The sequence below is a fragment of the Bacillus sp. LNXM65 genome, from assembly GCF_002998575.1.
Classification (GTDB): Bacteria; Bacillota; Bacilli; order Bacillales; family Bacillaceae; genus Bacillus.
This window is the reverse complement of sequence record NZ_PVRB01000003.1, coordinates 382,356-404,538: the sequence shown is the minus strand read 5'-3', so window position 1 is coordinate 404,538 and position 22,183 is coordinate 382,356. Positions and strand designations below refer to the sequence as shown.

24 protein-coding genes and 4 pseudogenes are annotated in these 22,183 nt (G+C 40.8%); 5 read left to right on the top strand and 23 right to left on the bottom strand.

What is annotated here, in order from left to right:
- Positions 1-103: 103 nt before the first annotated feature.
- The 6 genes from C6Y03_RS08130 to C6Y03_RS08105 all read right to left on the bottom strand — a co-directional run bounded on the left by C6Y03_RS08130 (position 104) and on the right by C6Y03_RS08105 (position 2,074).
- Positions 104-622, bottom strand: a complete 519-nt coding sequence (locus C6Y03_RS08130; RefSeq protein ID WP_106030411.1) for a sigma-70 family RNA polymerase sigma factor — start codon at positions 620-622, stop codon at positions 104-106.
- 164 nt (positions 623-786) lie between these two features.
- Entirely contained in the window at positions 787-993 is a 207-nt protein-coding gene (locus tag C6Y03_RS08120) for an XtrA/YqaO family protein (protein ID WP_034659753.1), read from the bottom strand.
- On the bottom strand, positions 990-1,388 hold the full coding sequence (locus C6Y03_RS08115) for a RusA family crossover junction endodeoxyribonuclease (protein ID WP_106039164.1): 399 nt from the start codon (positions 1,386-1,388) through the stop codon (positions 990-992). The genes C6Y03_RS08120 and C6Y03_RS08115 overlap by 4 nt, the downstream gene beginning before the upstream one ends.
- A gap of 50 nt (positions 1,389-1,438) precedes the next feature.
- A complete protein-coding gene (locus C6Y03_RS08110) occupies positions 1,439-1,681 on the bottom strand; it encodes a hypothetical protein (RefSeq protein ID WP_223260740.1) in 243 nt (80 codons plus the stop codon).
- Positions 1,659-1,811: a hypothetical protein gene (locus C6Y03_RS19165; protein ID WP_164847178.1), complete on the bottom strand. Its 153-nt coding sequence runs from the start codon at positions 1,809-1,811 to the stop codon at positions 1,659-1,661. Before C6Y03_RS19165 ends, C6Y03_RS08110 begins: the two co-directional genes overlap by 23 nt.
- Positions 1,808-2,074 (bottom strand): helix-turn-helix transcriptional regulator, encoded by a 267-nt coding sequence (locus C6Y03_RS08105; RefSeq protein WP_106039138.1) that lies wholly within the window; start codon positions 2,072-2,074, stop codon positions 1,808-1,810. The genes C6Y03_RS19165 and C6Y03_RS08105 overlap by 4 nt, the downstream gene beginning before the upstream one ends.
- Positions 2,075-2,232: 158 nt before the next feature.
- Between C6Y03_RS08105 and C6Y03_RS08100 the strand changes: the two genes are divergently transcribed.
- The 3 genes from C6Y03_RS08100 to bioB all read left to right on the top strand — a co-directional run bounded on the left by C6Y03_RS08100 (position 2,233) and on the right by bioB (position 4,317).
- On the top strand, positions 2,233-2,610 hold the full coding sequence (locus tag C6Y03_RS08100; RefSeq protein WP_034659756.1) for a helix-turn-helix domain-containing protein: 378 nt from the start codon (positions 2,233-2,235) through the stop codon (positions 2,608-2,610).
- A 198-nt stretch (positions 2,611-2,808) separates the two neighbouring features.
- A complete protein-coding gene (locus tag C6Y03_RS08095; RefSeq protein ID WP_034659757.1) occupies positions 2,809-3,159 on the top strand; it encodes a hypothetical protein in 351 nt (116 codons plus the stop codon).
- 162 nt (positions 3,160-3,321) lie between these two features.
- Entirely contained in the window at positions 3,322-4,317 is a 996-nt protein-coding gene (gene bioB, locus C6Y03_RS08090) for a biotin synthase BioB (RefSeq protein WP_034659758.1), read from the top strand.
- A gap of 41 nt (positions 4,318-4,358) precedes the next feature.
- Here bioB and C6Y03_RS08085 read toward each other — a convergent pair whose 3' ends face one another.
- The 4 genes from C6Y03_RS08085 to C6Y03_RS08070 form a co-directional block, all read right to left on the bottom strand.
- Positions 4,359-4,832: a stress protein gene (locus tag C6Y03_RS08085; protein WP_106030412.1), complete on the bottom strand. Its 474-nt coding sequence runs from the start codon at positions 4,830-4,832 to the stop codon at positions 4,359-4,361.
- Positions 4,833-5,209: 377 nt separating this feature from the next.
- The gene (locus C6Y03_RS08080; protein ID WP_050944681.1) at positions 5,210-6,043 is read right to left on the bottom strand and encodes an undecaprenyl-diphosphate phosphatase; all 834 of its coding nucleotides are present in this window, start codon (positions 6,041-6,043) and stop codon (positions 5,210-5,212) included.
- A gap of 127 nt (positions 6,044-6,170) precedes the next feature.
- Positions 6,171-7,313, bottom strand: a complete 1,143-nt coding sequence (locus C6Y03_RS08075; RefSeq protein ID WP_106030413.1) for an AI-2E family transporter — start codon at positions 7,311-7,313, stop codon at positions 6,171-6,173.
- A 65-nt stretch (positions 7,314-7,378) separates the two neighbouring features.
- Positions 7,379-7,771 carry a DoxX family protein gene (locus tag C6Y03_RS08070; RefSeq protein WP_060597179.1) on the bottom strand — a complete coding sequence of 131 codons (393 nt, stop codon included), beginning with the start codon at positions 7,769-7,771 and terminating at the stop codon, positions 7,379-7,381.
- A 201-nt stretch (positions 7,772-7,972) separates the two neighbouring features.
- Here C6Y03_RS08070 and C6Y03_RS08065 point away from each other — a divergent pair, with 201 nt between their 5' ends.
- Positions 7,973-8,977, top strand: coding sequence for a Gfo/Idh/MocA family protein (locus tag C6Y03_RS08065; protein WP_106039137.1), 1,005 nt, complete (start codon positions 7,973-7,975; stop codon positions 8,975-8,977).
- Positions 8,978-9,038: 61 nt separating this feature from the next.
- Here the strand turns inward: C6Y03_RS08065 and C6Y03_RS08060 are convergent, their stop codons facing one another.
- The 9 genes and pseudogenes from C6Y03_RS08060 to C6Y03_RS19585 all read right to left on the bottom strand — a co-directional run.
- Positions 9,039-9,563 carry a type 1 glutamine amidotransferase domain-containing protein gene (locus C6Y03_RS08060; protein WP_106039136.1) on the bottom strand — a complete coding sequence of 175 codons (525 nt, stop codon included), beginning with the start codon at positions 9,561-9,563 and terminating at the stop codon, positions 9,039-9,041.
- Positions 9,564-9,653: 90 nt separating this feature from the next.
- A complete protein-coding gene (locus C6Y03_RS19620; RefSeq protein ID WP_374955726.1) occupies positions 9,654-10,607 on the bottom strand; it encodes a methyl-accepting chemotaxis protein in 954 nt (317 codons plus the stop codon).
- Positions 10,599-11,642, bottom strand: a pseudogene (locus C6Y03_RS19615) (HAMP domain-containing protein); the annotation flags it as partial. The gene C6Y03_RS19620 and the pseudogene C6Y03_RS19615, both read right to left, overlap by 9 nt.
- Before the next feature lie 165 nt (positions 11,643-11,807).
- On the bottom strand, positions 11,808-12,755 hold the full coding sequence (locus C6Y03_RS19610) for a methyl-accepting chemotaxis protein (protein WP_375567718.1): 948 nt from the start codon (positions 12,753-12,755) through the stop codon (positions 11,808-11,810).
- Positions 12,750-13,643: pseudogene (locus C6Y03_RS19605) on the bottom strand (HAMP domain-containing protein); the annotation flags it as partial. The gene C6Y03_RS19610 and the pseudogene C6Y03_RS19605, both read right to left, overlap by 6 nt.
- A 317-nt stretch (positions 13,644-13,960) precedes the next feature.
- Entirely contained in the window at positions 13,961-14,911 is a 951-nt protein-coding gene (locus C6Y03_RS19600) for a methyl-accepting chemotaxis protein (RefSeq protein WP_411266086.1), read from the bottom strand.
- Positions 14,906-15,796, bottom strand: a pseudogene (locus tag C6Y03_RS19595) (cache domain-containing protein); the annotation flags it as partial. The gene C6Y03_RS19600 and the pseudogene C6Y03_RS19595, both read right to left, overlap by 6 nt.
- A 281-nt stretch (positions 15,797-16,077) precedes the next feature.
- Complete coding sequence (locus tag C6Y03_RS19590; RefSeq protein ID WP_411266085.1) at positions 16,078-16,905, bottom strand: methyl-accepting chemotaxis protein; 828 nt, start codon at positions 16,903-16,905, stop codon at positions 16,078-16,080.
- Positions 16,906-17,019: 114 nt separating this feature from the next.
- Positions 17,020-17,868, bottom strand: a pseudogene (locus C6Y03_RS19585) (cache domain-containing protein); the annotation flags it as partial.
- A 357-nt stretch (positions 17,869-18,225) separates the two neighbouring features.
- Between C6Y03_RS19585 and C6Y03_RS08035 the strand changes: the two are divergent.
- On the top strand, positions 18,226-18,966 hold the full coding sequence (locus C6Y03_RS08035) for a protein-glutamine gamma-glutamyltransferase (RefSeq protein WP_060597195.1): 741 nt from the start codon (positions 18,226-18,228) through the stop codon (positions 18,964-18,966).
- A gap of 21 nt (positions 18,967-18,987) precedes the next feature.
- On the opposite strand, the gene C6Y03_RS08030 is transcribed toward C6Y03_RS08035, so the two are convergent.
- The 4 genes from C6Y03_RS08030 to C6Y03_RS08015 form a co-directional block, all read right to left on the bottom strand.
- Positions 18,988-19,236, bottom strand: coding sequence for a hypothetical protein (locus C6Y03_RS08030; protein ID WP_060597196.1), 249 nt, complete (start codon positions 19,234-19,236; stop codon positions 18,988-18,990).
- A gap of 24 nt (positions 19,237-19,260) precedes the next feature.
- The gene (locus tag C6Y03_RS08025) at positions 19,261-20,292 is read right to left on the bottom strand and encodes a nitronate monooxygenase (protein ID WP_106030420.1); all 1,032 of its coding nucleotides are present in this window, start codon (positions 20,290-20,292) and stop codon (positions 19,261-19,263) included.
- A gap of 16 nt (positions 20,293-20,308) precedes the next feature.
- On the bottom strand, positions 20,309-20,710 hold the full coding sequence (locus tag C6Y03_RS08020) for a secondary thiamine-phosphate synthase enzyme YjbQ (protein ID WP_034659774.1): 402 nt from the start codon (positions 20,708-20,710) through the stop codon (positions 20,309-20,311).
- 135 nt (positions 20,711-20,845) lie between these two features.
- Positions 20,846-22,138, bottom strand: a complete 1,293-nt coding sequence (locus tag C6Y03_RS08015; protein WP_034659775.1) for a hemolysin family protein — start codon at positions 22,136-22,138, stop codon at positions 20,846-20,848.
- Positions 22,139-22,183 lie beyond the last annotated feature (45 nt).

Sequence of the window (22,183 nt, the reverse complement as noted above, 5' to 3'; positions counted from 1 at the left end):
AATCATTTGTGTAGGGTTAACAAACATCCGTTTGGTCTTTCTAACTATAGGTGGCAACTGTAAGACAAGTGCTGCTCCATTTATTTTGTAAAAGAAAAAACGCCTATTCAGCTGCTTCGAATAGGCGTTCTTGTACTTTTTTGGACATCTTTGTCCGAGCTCTCTCCATATGTTTTTGGACAGTTCCTTTTTTCACATCCAGCATATTGGCAATCTCACTAAACGATAATCCTTGTGTTGTGTGCATGAAGAATACATCCTTTTCTCGATCCGTTAAAACGGACAAGGCTTCGTCAATTCGTTTCTTGTCCCGCTCACTGAATTCTCTTTCATTTTCTTGGATGAGTGTATATTCATATGATAAAGCCTCTAACACTTCTGGATTTGCTAGAATGGTACGCTGATAGACTGAACGTCTGTCTAATCCTCTGCGTGCGCCTGGCTGTCTGCCGATTTGAAGCCATTCCACGACGTATTCGAGATCGCTGACCATACTGGCGATAATTTTTTTATCATGCTTCTCTTGATCTGAAAGCTGTTTGTCTTCTTTTTCTCTAAATGGTTCATATCTTTTTCTAGCATCCTTTAATGCCCGTTTGTATTCGATAAGTAAATCTTGCATATTGGCTCTCTCCCTTTTTTAAGAAAATAAAAAACGGACACCAATCAGTCCCCTTTTCATAGGGTCTTGATCAGTGTCCGCAGGCTTTCCGTCTTGGACGTATTGTGTTGTGTTGTGTTGTGTTGTGTTGTGTTGTGTTGTGTTGTGTTGTGTTGTGTTGTGATCTAGCTGATTTTAAAACCAATCTCGTGATCTACTCTTGCAAAGTGACCTTTTGCCGTTTGAATAATGGTTTTTCCATGTTCAGGTACATCCAACTTATAAGCCGTTCCTACATTCCCATCTAACACGATGACTTGAATTTTTCCTGTTTCCATCTCACCGACAAATGTCTGGTTTTCTTGAATGAATAATTGTTTTGGCTCGTTCATATGCTTGTCTCCTTATTTGGTGAGGATTTCGTGCCATCACCTATCGTATTTAAAATGATTTCAATTCTTGGACGCATACTATAAAACTGTGAAACTCTTAAATCGACAATCTGTAGAGGGACCTTATCCGCAATAGAATGAAGTGCTTCTTGAATATGTTGTAGTCTTGGCTGAAAGATGCTGACGTGCACCGGGCGTATCAAACCTTTTTCTGCGTATGTACGCTTGTTTTGACAGTCAGCTATGTCAAGCGGCATGTCGTCAAATAAGCGAATCTCGAGTGATAGTGCGCCTTTTATTTTATGCGGGCATTGTGCTTTTGCAGCTGCTCGTATTCTTTTTATCAATGTATCTTTTGTTAAAAACTCTGTCTCAATGATGAAATGGATGACCATGTTATGATCTTCCGTCATCCTTTTCCCACTGACGGATGTTTTGTTCGTTTTTACTCGCTTTGAGCAAGCATTTGAGGATTTTTATGATTTTCTTCCATCGTTTCACGTCGTCTTGATTCCTCCTTTTTTGCTTCAGCGAACTTTTCCGCCAAGAGGGTCATGTATGTTTGCTTGTCTTCTGCTGTGGAAAAAACAAACACCGGTTTCTGATGATGAAAGGTGATCCAGCCGCCAACTTGGACTAAACAAAGCTGCGCTTCCTTTCTGGCATCAAACGTCATCTGATGTTTCATCTTCTTCAAATCCCTCCAGACTGTCCTCAATCTCTGTTTGATATCCATAACGTTTCATGTCATATGACCAGTAGCTTTTTGGATATCCAAAGTCATTCATCTGCGCTACCATTGGATGTTCAATATTCATTTTGTTCGTCTCCCCTTTTCTAAGAAATGCTCCTCTTCCTTTAGAGAATTACTCATTTCGTGTAACTTTTGGTCAAAAAAAAGCTCTTGAACACCCCTATTCAGCAGATCTGCAATATGCTTTGCGATTTCTAAGCTAGGCTTCGTTCTGCCCATTTCTATATTTGCATAGCCGCTCGTGTACTTATATCCTAATTTTTTCGCCATATAGGTTTGTGTTTTTCCTTGTAAAATGCGTTCTTCTCGTAAATGTTCAAGTTTCATCTTTCCACCTCTTACTCAATATGTGTAAGTTATATTCATTATGATAATATACACGAAACGAGTAAGTCAATCATTTTTTATTCTTTTTGTGTAATTATTTATCTTTTCCGTGTAATTCATGATAAAATTTACTCATAACATGAAAAAAGGTGTTTCCAATGGATAATTTGACTGGAAAGATTTTAACTGAATTAAGAGAGAAGCATGGATGGAGCAAGTCAACGGTTGCTAAAAAACTCGGATTAAAGGCGATGTCCACCTATGCAAATTGGGAATATGGCTTGAGAAAGCCCGACGGTGAGATGATTGTGAAAATCGCCGAGTTATATGGGGTCTCAACGGATTATCTTCTCACAGGTAAGGACAAAGGCGGAACTGATGCCGACCTTGCAGACGATCCTGATTTGCAAATTGCGTTTAAGGCTGCCTCCGATTTTTCCGAAGAAGCACGAAGACAAACCATCGATTTTATTCACTACATTAGAGAAAAAGAGAAGCAAAAAGGCCGTCAGCCAAAACAGCGAGACGACGATTGATGATCTCTTTTCATAAAGCTTTACATTGCTGGGATGAGCCCAGCTTTTTTTATGCCTCTTTTTCCCCTAAAAAAGAGAAGGCATATGAATAATATATGACAATTTTCACCATAAATACTCTTTTTTCTACATAATTTTATTGACATATAATTCTATTATTATTAATATATGTATATACCAAAAAAAGGAGTGTTACCGATGAAAAAATTAATGAAAGCTTGTACATTGTCTTTAGCTGCTTTAGGTGCTCTTACGTTCTTCCAAACTGAAGGTGCTCATGCAGCTGCACAGCCAAAAGAACCAGTCATAGCAAAAGCTCCTATTATGAATAAAGTAATTACGTTGACCCGTACGCTTCCTGTAGGTTCTTCGATCGCCGTCTCTCTTCCAGCAAGCCAAATTACTGTGACGGGCGCAACTTATGCGATTCAATTAGATCAAACAGCTCCAAACTTCACTTGGATTCGTGCCGTACAACGCGGTTCAGTGACGGTTTCTTACTATAATTCACTTGGAGAACGTGTGATTAACTATATTACTGTTCGATAAGCCATATTGCTTTACATATGAAAAGGCGATGACTTCATGATCATCGCCTTTTTGTGTGTCTACATGTATATTCATAGACTTCATTTATCCAATGCTTGCCAACGACCATCTCTTATGTTAACTTTTAATAAAAATAAGTTAACATAATGAGAGGAGCTTATGATGGGAAAACAAATATCTTTGTCTTGGGAAGCGATGGCGGAGAAAGCGCTGAAAAATGAACGGATCACGCTGCAAGAAGGTCTAGACATTCTTGCAGCTGACGATAAAGAATTATTATCTATGATGCATGCAGCCTATCAAGTACGATTTCATTTTTTTCAAAACAAGGTGAAATTAAATATGATTTTTAACGCAAAAAGCGGTTATTGCCCTGAAAACTGTGGTTATTGTTCACAGTCGATCATTTCAAAAGCACCGGTTGAAAGATATACAATGCTTGATCAAAAAACGATTGTGGCTGGCGCGCGTGAGGCGCTCAAGAGAAAAGCGGGGACTTATTGTATTGTCGCAAGCGGCAGAGCACCTTCTCACAGAGAGTTAGATGAGGTGACGGCAGCAGTAAAAGAGATCACTGAGACCATGCCTTTGAAGGTGTGTGCATGTCTTGGGTTATTAAATGAAGACAAAGCGAGGCGGCTGAAGGAAGCAGGGGTTCATCGGTATAATCACAATATCAATACACATCAAGATCATCATGCTCACATTACGACAACTCATACATATCATGATCGTTTGTCGACCCTTGAGGAGGTCAAACAGTCCGGCATGTCACCTTGCTCAGGGGTTATTATTGGGATGGGTGAAACCAACCAGCAAATTGTTGAAATGGCTTTTGCGCTCAGAGCCCTTGATGCGGATTCCATTCCAGTCAACTTTCTTCATGCAATCGAGGGAACACCGCTTGAGCATCAAGAACGAACACATCCGATCAAAGCATTGAAAGTGTTAGCACTCATGAGATTTGTCAATCCAACCAAGGAAATTCGAGTATCTGGAGGCAGAGAGTTCAATTTACGGACGCTTCAGCCGCTTGCCCTTTATGCGGCAAATTCCATTTTCGTAGGCGATTATTTAACAACAAAAGGCCAGCAAGTCCAAACGGATCATCACATCATTGAAGATTTAGGTTTTGACATAGAAGAATGTGCGTTATAAAAAAAGTCTGCCGGTGAATCGGCAGACTTTTGGCAATAAGATTAGAATCTTTTATGGAAATCGACAGTGCCGCTTCCTTCCTCACGGTCAAAGCTGCCAACAAATGTCCAGTTAATATAGCCGCCGTCACCATTGTTGACGAACGTACCATCTTCAAATACCCAAATACCAAACGTAATACCATCATATTCAACACTATCATAGTAGACAACATTGTTCAGTCCGCTAAAGTCATGATCTTGGCTTAAGTTTTGGACAACTACGTTATAGTTTTGACCTGCTTCATAGAAGGCACTGTACGCCGCATTTTTTACAAATCCATCACGATTTTGAGATGATTTTACTGCTTGTTCAATTTTATCGGCAATGGCTACTGGATCAATAGAGACACTTCCATCAACACCTGTTGTCGTCGCAGCTTCAGCCGTTTGACCAAAAGTCGTAAGAGATAGAGGGGCAGCAACCATTGACGTAGCAATCATAGAACTAACAACAAATTTGCTTGTTTTCCTCATTATTTCTAACTCCTCCTTTAATTGGTATGTTTATGTACTACCCCTTCCTCTGTCTCTTAAACACTAAATTATGAAAAAACTTCTTTTTCTACCAATTAAGAGGGTGATTTTACTGTTTAAAAGAGCTGAAACAACAAAAAAACTACTCTTTTATAAGAGTAGTTTCAGATTGTTGACAAAGGGCTAAAATGATCTTTATTTTAGCCCTTTGTCTTCTTTTCAGCTCAGCGTGTTTGAAAACCTTTGCAGTCTAGGAAGGACGAGCACCGGAGCGGAGCGAATTTGACATTCGTGAGCACCGGCGCGCAGACCTGACAACGAATGCGAAGGTTTGTCTACACGCTGAAACTACTCTTTTATAAGAGTCGTTTACAGCATTACATGAACAGGATAAATAAAATCACACCTAGGATAATTCGGTATATCGCAAAAGGCACCAGTTTGATTTTATTGATCAGTTTTAGGAAGAATCGAACAACAAAGAGAGCCACAACAAATGCACTCACAAAGCCGACGATAAAGAATGGCAGCATGTCTGTTGTTAAATATTCGGCATTTTTCACAAGTGTTAACAAGCTTGCGCCTGCCATAATCGGCATCGCCATGATAAATGTAAAATCAGCTGCAGCACGGTGATTCAAACCAAGAATAACCCCGCCTGCAATCGTCGAACCTGAGCGAGAGAAGCCTGGCCATAATGCCAAACATTGAAACAGTCCGATATAAAGCGCCTGTTTGTACGTCATGTTATCGACAGAGCTTGTTTCTGTTTTACGTTTATTGATCCAGTCAGCGACAAGCATCAGCACTGCGCCTAAAATCAAACCGACAGCGACTGTTCTCACGTCAAACAAGTATTTATCAATATAGTCTTCAAATAAGAATCCTAAAATGACGGCTGGGACGAGTCCTACTGCAATTTGAGCAATGGTCAGCTTATGCCCGCTGCGCTTTTGTTCTTCGGTGATATTTTTCTTTAAGCCTAACAAGTTCAAAATACGATCCTTGAACACAATCATGACAGCTAAAATAGAGCCTAACTGAATCACGACTTTAAATGTGTTTGCCGCCTCTGGCGTAATGATTTCCTTTGATTTTAACCATAGATCATCGACTATGATCATGTGACCTGTAGATGAGACAGGTGCATACTCTGTTAATCCTTCGACAATTCCTAAAACCAGTGCCACGAATAAATCCCATAGATTCATGATTTTCTTTCCTTTCAATTCTGATCTTTTGAACAGGCCAACCATCTATGTCCACATAAAGACAAGCTTTCTTCATCGAAAGCTCGTCTTTATGATACTATATTTTTTTCAAAAAAAGATTATGACATTAAACCTTTTCTTCTTTGTACAAATTGGATCGCATTTTGAACCAATCAAACAAGTGGGTCGTGATAACTTTCAGAACGGCGTACGTCGGAATAGCGACAATGATGCCGATCACGCTGAAAAGTTTACCGGCTGTTAAAAGAACAAAAATGATGGTAACCGGATGGATATGAAGGTTTTTCCCCATAACCTGCGGAGAAATGAATTTCCCTTCAATCAGCTGGACAACAGTCCAAACAATGATCAATTTTAACAGCATAATTGGTGACGTGACAAGGGCAATCACAATCGCTGGTGTAATGGCAATCGTTGGACCCAGATAAGGAACGACACTTGTACATGAGGCAATGAGGGCCAGCAGCAAGGCATAGTCTAAACCGATAATCATGTATCCAATTAAGAGAAGAATACCAATACAGAAACTGACAATGATCTGTCCTAGAATATATGAGCTCAGGCGATGATTCATTTCATGCAGCACGATATGTGTATGCTCTCTTAGATTATTCGGAATAAATTTCAGGAAATAATCAGGTAATTTTTTGCCGTCTTTTAATAGGTAAAATAGAATGAATGGGACTGTGACAATCGAGATGATGATTTCAGTCAGCGCACCCAAAAATGTCCCTACACCGGTGAAGGTGCTTTCCAAAAGACTTGTCGCTTGGCTTGACGCTTTACTGACTAATTCAGACACATTAAAGTTCATCGTATTTTGCACTTGATTAATGAAGTTGCTGCCTGTTAATTGTCTAATTTGATCTTCTACCGTATCAACATATTTCGGAAGGTTATGAAACAGACTCATCGTTTGTGCTTGTAAAAAAGGAATAATAGACACAATGGTCACTGTAATGATGCCAATAATGACAATATATAAAAGCAAAATTGAAAAGATCCGTTTGACTCTAAACCTCTCTAACAAGTTGACAATCGGATTTAATAAATAATACACGACCCCCGTTAAAATAATCGGTAAGGCGATGGTTTTGACGAGTACAATGAGCGGTGTGAAAATAAAAGATGTTTTCATGAAAACAAGGATATTCAATCCAATTAATAGCAGGACGAGTAAAAAGAGAACAAACTTGTTATCAAGAAAAAATTTTCTAAATCGACTGCTCCACATTTGCATAGAATTCATATCGTTCCTCCAAACTCGGACTATTTTATTAATAAATTGTACACTACCTGATCATGATATGGTGGTCATTGTTTCAGCTTTTTTTCCCATTTCGCAATGGACATCGCCCATATAATGAGAATCGGCTGTCCAATAAGCCTTATCCATAGCAAGGCCTGCTCTGTGCTTTTTTGACCTGGAATTGGAATTCCCTCTCGTGCAGCAAATAAGTTTGCAGGGAAAATGAGTACAAGATAGACAGCCATGATTTTTGCTGCTGCAATCCTGACATTTGGCAGAAGCAGCAAAACAGCCATCAGCCATTCAAAGCATGCAGTCGCATAGACTATCACATATGGAAATGGCCAGCCTGACATCATACGGGCAAAGCCGCTCGGCTCTATCACATGAAAAATACCGGCTGCTATGAATAAAAGCGCAAAGACGTATGTACTTCCTATATGCAGGGTGCGCTTCATGTTCGTTTCCTCCTCTCCCTTCTATCAGAGTATTACCCGAATGAAGGAAGAAACTACCCACTTTTCGTACATTTATATCCTTTATGTAAGACGCATCAGCCTATATAAAGGTTTCATCCGCTCTTCAATAAAAAGAATGTTCTTTCATACAAACGCTTTCAAAGGATGTATAATCAGAGAAAAGCAGAAGGAGGGAATGACATGATTCGATTTGCTGTCATCGGAACGAACTGGATTACAGATCGATTCTTACAGGCCGGTGAAGGAGCAGCTGATTTTACATGTACAGCCGTCTATTCACGGTCCGCTGAAAAAGGCCAGGCATTTGCCGAAAAATACGGTATTGATACAGTTTTTACGAACTTACATCAAATGGCGGAAAGTGATGCGTTTGATGCCGTGTATATTGCAAGTCCAAATGCCCTTCATAAGGAGCAGGCCATGTTGATGATGGAGCACCAAAAGCACGTTTTATGCGAAAAACCATTCGCCTCTCACCGAAAAGAAGTGGAAGAGATGATTGCTGCAGCGAAAAAACATCAAGTGTGTTTAATGGAAGCGATGAAAACGACATTTCTGCCAAACTTCCTGCAAATCAAACAGCATCTTGATCAGCTCGGGCCCATTCGGCAAGTGGTCGCTCATTACTGTAAATATTCCTCAAGATACGATGCTTACCGAAATGGCGAGATTCCAAATGCTTTTAAGCCTGAATTATCCAATGGTTCTTTAATGGATATCGGTGTGTATCTTGTCTACCCGGCGATCTATTTATTTGGTCTGCCGAATCAAATCACCGCGAGAGGCTATAAGCTTTCTTCTGGTGTAGATGGGAGCGGCTCTGTCCTTTTACAATATGACGGGCATCAAGCACTCCTTTTTCATTCTAAAATTTCAACGTCTCATTTATCTGCGGAAATTCAAGGAGAGGACGCCACGATGGTGATTGATCAATTCCACCGTCCTTCGCGTATCACGTTCCACGATCGTCAAGGACATCAAACCGATATCTCTCTCAAAGATGATCAGCCAGCCATGTATTATGAAATCTGTCATTTTATTGAGTGTATTCAGCAAGGAATGGGGCAGTCTCCAGTCAATACATTTGCCTTATCTGTTCAAACCATGTCCGTCATGGACGAGGCGAGAAAACAAATGGGCGTGATGTATCCTGCCGACAGACAAAATGAATGGGGCATGAAATGATAAACAAAGGGCGAACATGATGTGCAAGTTCGCCCTTTGTTTTTTGTTTCGGATCCTTTGTTTATGTTGCCGCTAACACATCCGCAAATGCTTTCACATATGGAGGGAGATCCGGGGGACGTCTGCTCGAGACGAGGTGGCCATCTGTGACGACTGCTTCATCAAACCAGTCCGCTCCAGCATTTGTCATATCATCTTTAATACCAGGTGTACTTGTTACTTTTTTGCCTTGCAGGATTCCTGCTGAAATCAGCACCCAGCCAGCGTGGCAAATTTGCCCGATTGGTTTTGCCTTTGCATCAAATGAACGAACAATGTTTAACACTTCTGGATAACGGCGCAGTTTATCTGGTGCCCATCCACCAGGGACAAGCACAGCATCATATTCATCCGCTTGAATGGAATAAAAATCTGCATCAGATACAGCCGGCACACCGTATTTTCCGATGTACTCATGCTTTGCTTTTTCTCCTACAAGATGCACAGTTGCCCCTTCTTCTCTTAAACGCAGAACCGGATACCATAGCTCTAAATCTTCAAAATCATCACTGACAAACGCAATGACCTTCTTATCTGATAAACGCATAACATCTCTCCTATTCTTTCGATTTCCTCTATTGTACGAGATGACCTCTTAAAAAGAAAAGCGGTTCCCCTTGAGGAGAACCACTTGATCTTATTCGCTGATCTTGAATCTTTTAATTAAATCACGTAATTCTTCCGCCATTTGGGAAAGAGTCGTAGATGAAGAACTAATCTCTTCCATAGAAGCAAGCTGTTCTTCAGCAGATGCGGCGATATCTTGGATGCTTGCTGAACTCTCTCGTGATACATCGGCAATTTCATTCACCGCTTTAGAAATTTGCTCAGATCCTTTTGAAAGCTCGCGTACTGTTGTATTCATTTCATTGATTCTTGTTGCGATTTCTGCTGTTTGCAGATTAATTTGTGAGAAGCTTTCTTTCGTTTGATCTGTAATGGAAAGACCATTCTTCACTTCTTCATTCACTGATTTGAACATATTTTGAGATGTTTCGATTTCAGATACGATTTCTTTCACAAGCTTTTCAATCTCTTTTGCTGAATCCGATGATTGAACTGCAAGTTTACGCACTTCTTCTGCGACAACAGAGAAGCCTCTGCCTGACTCACCTGCACGTGCTGCTTCAATGGCAGCATTGAGTGCAAGTAAATTCGTTTGATCCGCAATGCCGTTAATCACGCCTAGGATGTTTGTGATATCTTTTGATTTATGCTCCAGCCCGTTGATCACCCCTTCAGCTTCTTTCACTGAATGGTCGATCGTCTTCATTTGGCCAACGGTTTGCTCCACAAGCTGCCCGCCTGATTCCGCTACTGTTTTTGATTGAATAGATGACGCTGTGATGACATCAGACGTTTCTGCGACTTCGTTCAGTCCTTCGTTCATTTGTTTTAAATGAGACGCACTTTGTTCCACCATTTCGCTTTGATTTTCGTTGCCGTTTGAGAATGATTCAATAGATGATGTAATATGTTCGGTTGCTTTTGTTGTTTGACCTGCACTTGCCGTCAGTTCTTCAGATGAAGAAGCCACGTTTTCTACAGATGTTTGTACAGCTTGGATGACATCTCTTAATGACTCACTCATTTCATTAAAGCTTGTGCCTAGCTGTCCAATTTCATCTTTTGACCGGACATCAATTTTTTCTGTTAAATCTCCCTCACTGATCTTCCTTGAGGAAGAGACAAGTATAGAAAGTGGTTTTGTAATGGAACGGATGATCAAGAAAATCAGAATCCCGCCAATGATGAGCGCGCCTGCTAAAATGATAGCGGCCATGTTAAAGACTGGCTGTGCAGCTTCTTCTACTTCCGTCACAAACATCGTACCGACAATTTTCCAGCCAGTCGCTTTGTTTGTGGTGAACTCCATTTGCTTTTCTTTTCCTTCAAACATATAACTCATAGAACCTTCATCTTGTGAATAAAGCTTTTCTAGCCATTCACCAGATAATTTGGATCCAGCTTTTTTCGTTGGATGGGCAACAAAGGTACGATCCGGACTTCCGATAAAGGCATAGCCTTGTTTCCCAATGTTTATGCTATTTGATTCTTTTACTAGATTCGCAATGTCTAGGTTCATTGCAATGACTCCTGATCCGTCCTCTAACTTTTTAGAGATTGTGACCACAAGCGTACCGGTTGAAGCCGTTGGATACGGTGCTGAAACAGACAGCTCCCCGTTTTTCGCCCAGCCGTCTTTATACCAATCCCGCTCCGTTGCGACATAGTCAGCAGGCATTTTTTTATTAGGATATCTTGAAAACACTTTGCCATCACTTGAAGCGACAAAAATGCCTTCTGTGTCATCATTCATACTCATGAACTGCTCAAAGCGCCCTTGAATATCTGTCGTGCCTTTTTGCTTAAGCTTTTTCTCCGTGATCCATTTGCTAAAGAAATCGGCTGCGTCTGTTTTCACTTTCACAACCTTCGTAATATTTTTATCTAGCTGCTCTACGTTCTCCTTGGCGCTTTGCATGATTTGATCATTTAAGGAGGTGCTCGCCGTATGATATGAAGAGAATGCCAATACAATGATTGGGCATAAGAGAATAAATAAGAAAGAGAATACGAGCTTTTTTGAAATAGATGGCTTCCTGAAATACTGTATGAATTTCATAAAAAAGAAAACTCCTTTTAGTAAGATAGTATATATATCGGAAGTACTACTAGGTTGTTTACTTTTTTAATTTATTAAAGTCTAAATAAGTCCAAAACACCCAAATTATATGCATCGAATGGAAAAACACCTGACGTCAAAACGTCAGGTGCTTCCCTATATCTCTTACATTTTAAATTGTTTAATGAGCTCTCTTAGCTCTTCTGCCATCTGAGATAACGTGGCAGAGGATGAGCTGATCTCTTCCATAGATGCCAGCTGTTCTTCTGCGGATGCTGCGATATCTTGGAAGCCTGCGGAACTTTCTCTTGAAAGCTCTTTGATTTGATTCACCGCATGTGAAATATCATTTGAGCCATGCGAGAGTTCTTTGGCGGTTCCGTTCATTTGTTTCATTTGTTCTGTCATTTCTGATGTTTTATCGGTGATTTTCTCAAAGCTGACTTTCGTTTCATCTGTAATGTTTAATCCAGCTTGTACTTCACCTGCTACTTGTTTAAACATTTTCTGTGACTTTTCAATTTCCTCCACAATCTCGTTTGTCAGGCTTTCAATTTCCTTTGAAGAGCTTCCTGATTGCTCTGCCAGCTTACGAACTTCTTCTGCAACAACAGAGAAACCTCTGCCTGCTTCTCCTGCCCGAGCGGCTTCTATCGCAGCATTTAAAGCAAGGAGATTGGTCTGGTCAGCAATGCCGTTAATGACACCCAGAATGTTAGTAATATCCTTTGATTTCTGCTCTAAGCCTTGAATAACAAGCTCTGCTTCTTTCACTGCCTGCTCGATGGTTTGCATTTGACCTGCTGTTTTTTGAACGAGTTCTCCACCAGCCTGAGCCGTTTTGCTCGAATCAATCGACGATTCCATCATATGTGAGGTCGTATCGACCATATGGGATAAGCTGCGATCCATTTCGTTCAACTGGACTGAGCTTTTTTCGATCATATCATTTTGGTGTTCAGTGCTGTTTGAGAACTGTTCAATAGATGATGTGATATGCTCAGTCGCTTGGGTGGTCTGTCCTGCACTTGCTGTTAACTCTTCAGAAGAGGAGGCCACATTTTCAATGGAATTCTGAACAGCTTGAATGACGTGTTTCAGCTTTGCTGACATCTCGTTAAAACTCTGCGCAAGCTTCCCGATTTCATCGTGTGTACGAACTTCAATATGCTGGGTCAGATCACCCTGACTGATTTTCTCAGCCGATTCAGAGAGCTCTATCAGTGGCTTTCGAATCGATTTAATAATAAAATAAATCGCGATTCCGCCTATGGCAATCGCAGCTGCCAGTATGATCATTGTTAAGTCGAGAACTGGCTGTGCAGCTTCTTTGACTTCGCCCGTATACATTGTTCCAGCAAGCTTCCAGCCTGTTGCTTCATTTGTGTCAAAAAACATTTGCTTCGGCTTTCCATTGTATTCATATTTGAAGCTGCCTTGTTTTTTATCATACAATTTCGATATGAAATCACCTGTCAATTTCGCCCCAGGCTTGTCTGTTTTATGGGCAATATAATGCTGATCTGCAGTCGCGACAAACGCATAGCCTTCTTTGCCAATTTTGATGCTGTTTGTATCTTTCACGATCGTGTTCAAGCGCACATTGATCCCAATCACACCAGAACCATCTGCTAATTGTTCTGATATTGTGATGAGCAGGTCATCTGATGACTTGCCGACAAAAGGATCTGAAATGATGAGTTTCTCATCTCCCATCGATTGTTGAAACCACGATTCGTTTTTTGCGCTCGAGGCACTACCTTTGTGAATCTTGGAATATTCGGTTAGTTTACCATTTTGATCTGCAATGAATACTTCCACCACATCTTCATCTGTTTCCGATAATTGCTCTAATTTTACCTTGAGTAAATCCTTGTTTTTAGAAGCCAATTCACTCTTTTTTACCGATTTGGCTAAATAGGAAACGATATCAATTTTAGGCTGTACATCTTTATTAATGAGTTCGTTTAATTGCTGAACACCATTTGCAGCACTAGACATAATCTCATCATTGAGAGACTTTGAGGCCACTTCATAAGAAAATGCTGCCAATACGAGAATTGGCACTAGGAGAATCGCTAAGAATGCAGTAATTAATTTCTTCGACATTGTAAAGTGCTTAAAAAAGTTGATTTTTTTCATGACTCTACTCCTTTTGAATTATGATTTGGGGTCTTTCCCTTCTATTCTTAGGTAATACGAATTATTTTTCAAGACTTAATGTTCTTAAATTAATCAAAATGAGTAAATTCACCTATTTCTTTTGATTTATTTAATGAAAAAAGAGCCCTCTAGCTGAAGGGCTCTTTTCATTATGTCTATTCGACTTTAAATTTGCTGATCAAATCACGCAATTCTTCTGCCATTGATGAGAGCGTAGCAGAGGATGAGCTGATTTCTTCCATTGATGCCAGCTGTTCTTCCGCTGAAGCCGCTATGTCTTGAATGTTTGCGGAGCTTTCACGTGAGACGTCTGCAATCTCACGGACAGCCTCTGACACATGGGCAGAGCCATTTGAAAGCTGGATAACCGTTTGATTCATCGTTTGAAGCTGGTCAGAAATTTCTTTTGTCATTTCGAAAATATTATGGAAGCTGGCTCTTGTTTGTTCAGTGAAGCTTAAGCCTGATTGAACTTCTCGATTCACCGCAGTGAATACTTCCTGTGATACATCGATGTCTTGAACGATCTCTTTAATCAAATTCTCGATTTCTTTCGCCGAATTGGCTGATTGAACAGCCAGTTTTCTTACTTCTTCTGCTACAACAGAGAAGCCTCTGCCAGATTCCCCAGCTCTTGCTGCTTCGATTGCTGCATTTAGCGCAAGTAAATTCGTTTGGTCAGCGATTCCATTGATGACACCTAGAATTTGTGTAATGTCTTTTGATTTACTTTCAAGAGCGCTGATGACATTCTCTGCTTTTTTCACGGACTGATCAATGACATTCATTTGAGAAGCGGTTTTTTCCACAAGCTGTCCGCCTTCCCCTGCGATATCTGTTGATTTGATCGATGAAGCAGTAATGGATTCAGCCGACTCATTCATGTGCTGAAGGCCTCGGTTCATTTCTTCTAACTCGTCTGAGCTGGATTCGACTTTGTCATTTTGACTTTCATTTCCATTGGAGAATTGCTCAATGGATAGTGTAATATGCTCTGTTGCTTTACTTGTTTGCCCTGCGCTGGCGGTCAGTTCTTCTGATGAAGAAGCGACATTTTCGACCGAGGTTTGGACGGCACCAATGAGGGTTCTTAATGAGTCAATCATTGTATTAAAGCCTTTCCCAACTTGGCCAATTTCGTCATCTGATTGGATCTCAAGCTTATCGCGCAAATCACCTTCGCTTACTTTTTTCGAGAAACGGGCAAGGTTGGATAATCTTTTAGATATAGAGCGGACGATAAAGAAGATAAGGGTACCTGCTACGATAAGTGTCACACTGAACACAATAATGGCTGTATTGAAAACGGGCTTTGCTGCATCTTCTACTTCTGATACGAGCATCGTTCCACCGATTTTCCAGCCGGTTAATTCATTGGTCACATACGCAACCTTTTTATCTATTCCTTTGAGTGTGTAGCTGCCGTTTCCTTCTTTGTTTTTAAAAATAATATTCGCCAGATTCTCATTTACCTGACTTCCTGGCTTTTGGGTCGGATCTGCTAAAACTGTTTTATCCTTCTCCATGATAAAGGCATAGCCTTTTTGCCCAATTTTGATTTCTTTTAATTTTTGCAGCAGGGTGTCAATTTCTAAATCAATTCCAATAACACCTGAACCATCTTTCATTTTTTGAGTAATGGTGATGACCATTTTTCCTGTGGAGGCTGCTACGTATGGTTTTGTGATGACTTGTTTGCCGTTTTCTGCATTGAGTGCCTCTTGATACCATGGACGCTCTCTTGGATCGTAGCCATCAGGCATCTTTTGAACAGGATATTGCATAAACAATCCCTTTTCGGAGCCTGCATAGATAGCAGAAACATCTTTTTCATTAATTTTTCCAAATTGCTGCAATTCTTTAATGGTCGCATTTCTATTTTTTTCTTGAAGATTAGACGCTTTGAGTGAGTCTGTAAACAGGGTCACAGCATCTGCTTTGTTTCCTATATTCTCATTGATTAAGGTATCAAATGCATTGACTTGACTCATCGCACTGCCCATAATCTGTTTGTCTAGCTCTGTCTTTGATGTAAAAAATGCACTAATTGTCAGTGCAGTGGTTGGCAGGATAAGGACTACCAAAAAGGCAATAATTAATTTTTTTGAAATGGATGGTTTTTTTAACCATTGGATCATTTTCCCCATTTTCTCTTTCCCCCTTTACTTCTCTAAAGTTATTATCGGATGAAAGGTTTATTTTTACAGGCTGAAAACGATGTTTAAACATAAAAAAAATACCCAGACAATTCTGGGTATTTTTTCATTATTTTTTAATCAATTTTAAATTGACTTGTGAGCTCTTTTAGTTCCTCTGCCATGTTAGCAAGTGTCACAGAAGAAGATGAGATTTCTTCCATAGATGCCAGCTGCTCTTCAGCAGAAGCCGCAATGTCCTGAATGTTTGCCGCACTTTCTCTAGAGACTTGGCGCATCTCCTGCATAGCTTGTGAGACAAGCTTTGAACCGCTCGATAGATCAATCGCTGTATCGTTTAATTGAGTCAGTTTTTTCGACATTCCTTCTGCCGCCTCATAAATGTTCTGGAAGCTTTCTTTTGCTTCTTCTGTCATACCGAGTCCTGCATGTACTTCTCGATTGACCGTTTTGAACATATCTTGAGATTTAGCAATTTCTAACACAATTTCTTGAATGAGCTTTTCAATTTCTTTCGCTGAATCTGCGGATTGGACAGCTAGTTTTCTCACTTCTTCTGCAACGACGGAGAAGCCGCGTCCTGATTCACCTGCTCTTGCTGCTTCGATGGCTGCATTTAGCGCAAGTAAATTCGTTTGATCTGCAATGCCGTTAATAACATTTAAAATGCTCGTAATATCTTTAGACTTGTATTCTAATTGTTTCATGACTTGTTCTGCTTCTTGTACAGATGTATCAATATGTTTCATTTGGCTCGCTGTGCTTTTAACAATTCGGCCACCTTGACCAGCCGCCTCTGTCGATTGAAGTGAGACAGCAGCCACTTCTGATGACGTATGTGACATGTCTTGTAACCCTTCATTCATTGCCACAAGCTGATTCGTACTAGATTCGACTTTCTCGTTTTGTGCTTCATTTCCATTTGAAAATTGTTCAATCGACATCGTGATATGTTCAGTTGCTTGACTTGTTTGGCTGGCACTTGCCGTCAGCTCCTCGGAAGCAGAAGCCACATTGTCGACAGATTGCTGTACCGCTCGAATGACGTCACGGAGGGATTCACTCATTTTGCTAAAGCTTCTTGTCAGCTCTCCTATTTCATCCTTCGATTTGGTTTCAAGGGTTTCGGTTAAATCCCCTTCACTCACTTTGTTTGAGAAATCAACAAGCTTTCGAAGTCCAATTGTGATGGATCGAACGATAAAGAAGATCGCAACGCCGCCAAGGATAAATGAAGAAATTAAAAGAATAATGGCAGAATTCCAAACTGGCTGTGCTGCTTCTTCTGTTTCTGATACAAACATCGTTCCAGCAATTTTCCAACCTGTTAAATCATTTGTCACAAAAACAAGACGCTTTTGTTCTCCTTTATTCTCATAAGTTGACGTTCCTTCTTTTCCGCTGTAAAGGATAGATGAAATATTTTCAGTGACCTTAGATCCTGACTTTTCTTCTGGATGAGCCACAATTTGTTTATTTTTATTCGCAATAATTGGATATCCTTGTCGTCCAATTTTAATCTCTTTTATTTTATCGACAATGTCTTGCACATCAATGTCAATTCCGATCGCTCCCGACCCGTCCTTCAGACGCTGGGCAATCGTGACAACCATGCCGTTTGTTGTGGCAGAGATGTATGGATTAGTAACAACTGGCTTACCACTGTCATCCTGCATAGCTAGTTGATACCAATCGCGTGTTGTTGGATCATAGCCTTTTGGCATGTCTACTTTAGGAAACTGAATGAAATCACGCTTTTTACTTGCTGCATAAAAGCCAACCACATCATCTTCATTGATTTTACTGTATATCTCGAAATGCTCATACAGCTTGTCCTGGTTGTTCTTCTTAAAGTCTGCAGCAGTAGATGTTTCAGTAAAGAGTTTTACTGCGTTTTCCTTATTCATAAGCTTTTGCTGAATCATGTCATTCAGTTCATTGACTCTTGTGTTTGCTCCGTACATGATTTCATGATCTAATTCTTCTTTGGCAATCTGATATGAAATCGTACTGAGTGTAATAATTGGCAAGACAAGAACGAGCGTGAATGAAATAATCAGTCTCTTAGAAATCGATGGTTTTTTCAACCATTTTATTGCATTTTTCATGTTTTTCCTCCTTTTAAACGATATGTTATATATCGGACATCTTCATATTATTTTCATGTTTTTCAAATAAAAAGGATGCCTTTTTGTTTATTTTCACAAATTGATTCCTTGCCCAAGCATCCTGCATACGCTAATACAAAAGGGGGCGCTTTTCATATGATTATTCTTTCAGGACAGCCAGTGACAAATGAGCAGCTGGCTTCATTTCAGCTAGAGGGACAAAAGCGGATCATTTTGATGCAGTTACAAGCCTCAAATGATACGTTCCGCTACAGGCAAGCATCTGATTTGTTATTTGAGGTCACATTGAGATCGAACATTATGAATGCTGCAAGAGATTTGCATAAAAGTGGTGCCTCATTTGCCATCTTCCAAAAATCTCGTGCAAATGATGCCTTTTGGCGTGTATCGGAAGCAGGAGCACTAGAGCTGCGCTATCAAGTGGAACCATCTAGAGGAATTAAAGACATTTTTGAAAATGGCTCACAATATGCATTTGAATGTGCCACAGCCATTGTGATCGTATTTTATATGGGGGTCTTGCAAACGGTAGGAGACGAGAAGTTTAACCGAAGGCTTCGCAGCTTAACCCTGTATGACTGGCATTATGATACATTGTCGATTTATACAGAACGCGGGAATGACTTTATCTATGGGGATTGCTTATATTTTGAAAATCCAGAGTTTAGCTATCAGCAGTCACAGTGGCGCGGGGAAAATGTGATTTACTTAGGAGAAGATCAATATTACGGACATGGACTTGGGATTTTAACAGCGGCAGAAATTATCGACAAATTGAATAAGAGAAGGCGGCCAGGTGCTGTTCAATCTGCTTATCTATTGCCGCAGACCACCCGGATGGATGTGATTTATCTCAGGCAAATGTTTGGCAGCTAAAAAAAGCCTCTTGTCTATTGGTTATGACAAGGGGCTTTTGTATGCCTTGCGTTTACGATAATCTTGCAGCGTGCCAAGCATCGTGTTCGCAAGGATCTCCATTTTTTCTAAGTCTTTTCTTGTGACCGGCGGATCGTGCCGGCTCCATTTTACGTAACGAACAAAATAGTAATGACGAATGGGCGTAAGGACGGCAGAAGAGTACGGAAATTCATCAAACCAAAATTCAATTTGTCCTTTTTTTCGGTATGAATGCTTTAAGATGTCCATCCTTTCACACCACCCAACATGAATTTATATGTGCGTCAGTTCATGCATGATCTCCTCAACGGTTAAAATCGAGTGAATACGGCTAACGCCCTGTCCTGCCCAAAGAGCCATTTGATCAGGGTTTCCTGCAGCCGCGGCTGCTTTTCGCATCGGTGTCGTCCATACATGCTGAACCGGATAAGGAAGAACCCTATCTTCATTCTGTCTTTCTTCCTCCATCCACTGATTCACAATACCTCTTGCTCTTTTTCCAGAAAAAAGCTTCGTGATCTTTGTTTCACTGCTTTCTGCCTGTAAAATCGCCTTTTTGTATACGTCTGCCGCAGCACTTTCCTGGCTGGCTAAAAATCGTGTGCCGATTTGAACCGCATCCGCTCCAAGCGCTAGAGCGGCTTTCACACCTGCTCGTTCTGTGATCCCGCCTGCGGCGATCAATGGCACATGACAGAGCGGCTTGACGTCAGAGATCAGACTAAAGAGTCCCACCAGGGCATCTCCTTTTGCAGGTAAAAAGGTACCTCGGTGCCCCCCTGCTTCACTTCCTTGCAGAACAATGGCATCCATCCCTTTTTCCTCTAAAAGCAGTGCTTCCTCTTTTGTTGTGGCGGTTCCAATTAAAAAGATCCCCTTTTGTTTTAAGCGATGAATCGTTTGTTCATTTGGACAAGCGAAGGTAAAGGAAACGACCGGTACGTCTTCTTCCTGAATAATGTTGATTTTCTGTTCAAAATCATCCCACAATTCCTCTTCGCTCGGCAGCCTATCAGCGGCTGGTCGTGCAGGCAGTCTCTTCTCCCAAAATGCCACATCCTCTTTTTTGACTTCAGGAATTGGCTCTGGTACAAATACATTGACCTGAAACAGGCGAGTTGTCAGCTGTTTGACCTGTCTGATCTGCTGCCTCAAATTGTCAGGCTGCACATATCCACTTGCCAAACTGCCAAGTCCCCCGCACTGTGAAACAGCGGCTGCCAGCTGCGATGTCACGGCTCCTCCTGCCATTGGCGCTTGAATAATTCCATATTTGATTTGCAGTAATTTCGTGATATCTCCCATTTATTTCCCCCATCTCTTATTCGTTTGAAGACACCTGTATATAAAAATGGCGATGTCTCGGCCCGTCAAACTCACAGAAATAGATTCCCTGCCACGTGCCAAGTACAAGATCACCATGATTGATGAGAACATGCTGCGTAGCACCCATATAGCTCGCTTTCATATGTGCGGCTGTATTTCCTTCCATATGGCGGTCCTTCGGATGTTCCCACGGAAAGACTTCGTCAAGCCGGCGGAGCATATCTCGTTTCACATCTGGGTCCGCATTTTCATTAATGGTCATCCCTGCTGTCGTATGAGGACAGTAGATAATGACGGTTCCGTTTTGAATACCTGTTTCCTTGACATATTGATGGATCTCGTTCGTCACGTCGATCATCTCATCGCGTCTGTCTGTTTGTACATTGATTTTTTTCATATGAGCGGCTCCTTTTTGTCATTTCTATAAAACCATACCCTTTTTATGTGAAATAAATCACTGCTTATCGGCAGAAGGCATTCTCTTACCTAAAGTTTACCAACTAAAAAAACCTCGTCAAGTGTTACGAGGTTTTTAGAAAAAGTGAACCTTTTTGATTTCAATGGTCCGAATATGATGGTCTTCTGCATCTATGATGGTAAATTCACAGCCTTCTGCTTCAATCGTATCTCCAATCTCAAAATCAAATTTATGTGTCATCATCCAGCCAGCAATTGTATCAACATCATCATTCTCAATGGCTAAATCCAATAAATCATTTACTTCATCAATCAAGGCTTTCCCATCCATTACATAGTGGAAGTCACCTTTTTTGACGATATGAGGTGTTTCATCTTGATCATATTCATCCCGAATTTCGCCCACGATTTCTTCTAAAATGTCCTCTACTGTGACAAGACCGGCTGTTCCTCCATATTCGTCTACGAGCACTGACATATGAATTCGTTCCTTTTGCATCAAAATGAGCAATTCTTGAACAGGAGTACTTTCAATCACCCGAATGACCGGACGCATTAAGTCTTCAATCGTCACATCTTGATTCAGGAAGCTCGCCTTAAACACATCTTTGCTATTGATGACACCAATCACATGATCTTTGTCTTCTTTAATAACAGGGTAGCGTGTGTATCTTTCGTTCAGCATATAATGCGTCATGTCTTCAAGCGTCTGTTCAACCTCTATGGCTGAAATTTCTGTACGAGGGATCATGATCTCTCTCGCCACCCGGTTATCAAATTCAAAAATTTTATTCACATATTTGTACTCAGATTGGTTAATTTCGCCCTTCTCATAGCTTTCAGATAAAATGAGACGCAATTCTTCCTCACTGATCGCCACTTCATGTTCTTTGACAGAATGAAAACCGAATAATTTCACAATGCCTCGTGCCGCCCCATTTAATGCTTTAATAAACGGGTACATGACTTTATAGAAAAAGATGAGTGGCTTTGCTGTCACAAGGCTGACGGCCTCTGCCTTTTGAATGGCAATCGTTTTAGGCGCCAGTTCTCCCACAACGACATGTAAAAACGTAATGATCACAAATGCGATGATAAACGATAGGATGTCGGTTAATGCGGAATGAAGCCCTAATTCCTCAAACAGCGGATGCAGAAAATGTTCCACCGTCGGCTCGCCCAGCCACCCTAAGCCTAAAGCGGTGATGGTAATTCCGAGTTGACAGGCGGATAAATATTCGTCGAGATTTGATATGAGCTTTTGTACGTGGATGGCTCTCTTATCACCGCTTTCAATCAGCTGATTGATTTTAGAGCCTCTAATTTTCACAATCGCAAATTCAGTGACAACAAAAAATGCTGTCGCAGCAATAAGTAATATGACTAAAAATACGTTTAAAATATACAAAAAAACCCTTACCTAACAATGGTAAGGGCTCACCTCCTCTGGCAT